Origin of the sequence: Falsiroseomonas oryziterrae (assembly GCF_021864505.1) — a bacterium.
Classification (GTDB): Bacteria; Pseudomonadota; Alphaproteobacteria; order Acetobacterales; family Acetobacteraceae; genus Falsiroseomonas; species Falsiroseomonas oryziterrae.
In genome coordinates this window covers 1-518 of the sequence record NZ_JAKJIB010000729.1, presented here as the reverse complement: position 1 = coordinate 518, position 518 = coordinate 1, and the positions used below count along the sequence as shown (strand labels likewise).

The 518-nt window shown below is 77.2% G+C and carries 1 protein-coding gene; it reads right to left on the bottom strand.

Going from position 1 to position 518, the window contains the following annotated elements; translation table 11 throughout:
* A partial coding sequence (locus L2I40_RS24385) for a VWA domain-containing protein (RefSeq protein WP_237217902.1) occupies positions 1–518 on the bottom strand: 518 nt, incomplete at both ends.

Below are 518 nucleotides of genomic sequence, written 5' to 3'. Positions count from 1 at the left end.
GGCGATCGCGATGGCGGCGTCGAGGCCGGCGGCGAGCGGCGTCGGGCCGCCACCCGGCAAACCCGCCAGGCTGCGCTTGGCGCGCACCAGCGAAGGCGTGGGCGGCAGCAGCACCTCCGCGCCCTTGCCGCGGAAGGCGACCACCGCGACCTGGTCGCGCCGCACGTAGCAATCGGCCAGCAGCATCTCCACCGCGCCCTTCGCCTCCGCCAGCCGGTGCAACGCGGCGGAGCCGGAGGCGTCCACGACGAAGATCGCCGTCGTGCCGGCCTTGTGACGGAAGCGGCGCAGGCGGATGTCCTCGCGCCGCACCTGGATGGGTGGGCCGTGCGGGCGTTCGCGGCGGCGCAGCTGCTGCCAAGGTGCGGCGTTGCGCAGCGTCTCCACCAGCGCGAGGCGCGCGCCGGCGCGAAGCTGCCCGGCCTGCGTGCCGACCGGCCGGCCGCGCTGCGCCTGGTCCTTGCGGGCGCCGGCCTTGCCTTCCGCGCCCTGCCGCTTCCGCGCGGCCTCGCGCAGCT